1 protein-coding gene is annotated in these 487 nt (G+C 61.2%); it reads right to left on the reverse strand.

The window, feature by feature from the left end; all coding sequences use genetic code 11:
* Positions 1–487 (reverse strand): hypothetical protein (locus R5H29_RS07820; RefSeq protein ID WP_332329016.1); only part of this gene is annotated, 487 nt, incomplete at both ends.

Here is a 487-nt window from a genome sequence, read left to right on the forward strand (position 1 = left end):
TCGGTATACCGAGCTTGCTGATCATCGCCGCCACCTGCGGGTCGAACCAGTTGATGTTCGCCATGATCAGGTTGGTGGCGCCAAAGGCGCTGATCAGCTTGCCACGCCGGGTCGGCACGGTCACCGACTGCACCGCGGTTACCACCGGTGTCCCGAGCTTCACGTGATACGAACTGCCCGCGGCGCCCGCGCCCCAAAGATTGCCGCGCTGATACGCATCCAGGTATTGGGTCTGGCCCAGGTCGACGCCGCCCTGCACATAGTCGATGCTGTTGGCAAAGACCGGCGAGTTCAGCACGTTCTGCACGACGGAGACGCCGTTCGCCGTCACCTTGGTGGGGTCATAGGTCACTGATCCATAGGTAACCTTCACCGGGACGAGATAGACCGGCACGGTCGTCGTGGTGCTGTTCGTGGAGGGATTGGTGCCGATGAACGTTTCAGCAAACGTCTTGCCGCCATAGCTGTAGTTGAACACCCAGATCGG

The sequence above is a fragment of the Stenotrophomonas sp. A3_2 genome (assembly GCF_036624925.1).
In the GTDB taxonomy this organism is placed as follows: Bacteria; Pseudomonadota; Gammaproteobacteria; order Xanthomonadales; family Xanthomonadaceae; genus Stenotrophomonas; species Stenotrophomonas hibiscicola.